The sequence below is a fragment of the Bifidobacterium sp. UBA744 genome, assembly GCA_002298605.1.
Classification (GTDB): domain Bacteria; phylum Actinomycetota; class Actinomycetes; order Actinomycetales; family Bifidobacteriaceae; genus Bifidobacterium.
This window is the reverse complement of record DBKS01000028.1, coordinates 1,522-2,169: the sequence shown is the minus strand read 5'-3', so window position 1 is coordinate 2,169 and position 648 is coordinate 1,522. Positions and strand designations below refer to the sequence as shown.

Genomic DNA, 648 nt, shown 5'->3' with positions numbered 1-648 from the left:
GCGCGCGCGACGGCGCACAGCCTCCGCGCCAGTCCCGCGACAATGACAAAGTGCCCGCCGGAAACCGCCATGAGATGCATAATGCCGGCCGCCCGGAACGCGTCCTCCACTTGCTGCGCATAGACGGGATCCATTCGTTCCGTTCCCGCCCTCATCGAGGGATCCGCAACATCCTGGCCCGGCAGCCCCAGCGTGATGCCGGGCATCAGGACGCTGCCCTGATCGTCCAATCTCTGGGTATTGCGGATGAATGCGCACTGCATCGCATATACCAGACGCGCCATCGTCCCGGGAGGCTCAATCGTCGAGGGCACGGTACCCTCGTCGACGGTCAGCCATGCCTTGGCGGATCCGATTTCGGGACGTTCCAGCACCCCGGCCATCCGATACAGGCCATCCTGGCGTATTGCGCAGGCGTCGCCGGCCGCATAGACGCGAATCGGGACATAATCGGCGCTGGCCACCAGGTCGGTCGCAACGGATTCGACANNTCGCATCGGCCCGGCAGTCCGCGGAACGACGATCCGAAGTCAGAGGAGGCTCCCGCAGACGTACCGTCATAACCACCGGGACGGCATCGGATCCCGCAAGCAGCTCATACGTCGGGGAACGACGCTCGGCGACATGATGTGCGGCGCAGGCGCACAG

Annotated in this window: 1 protein-coding gene; it reads right to left on the bottom strand. The window is 65.2% G+C overall.

Annotated elements, in window-relative coordinates; translation table 11 throughout:
• Window positions 1-497 (bottom strand): ComEC/Rec2 family competence protein (locus B2994_RS03140; protein ID WP_291526934.1); only part of this gene is annotated, 497 nt, incomplete at its 3' end.
• Between the last annotated feature and the right edge of the window lie 151 nt (window positions 498-648).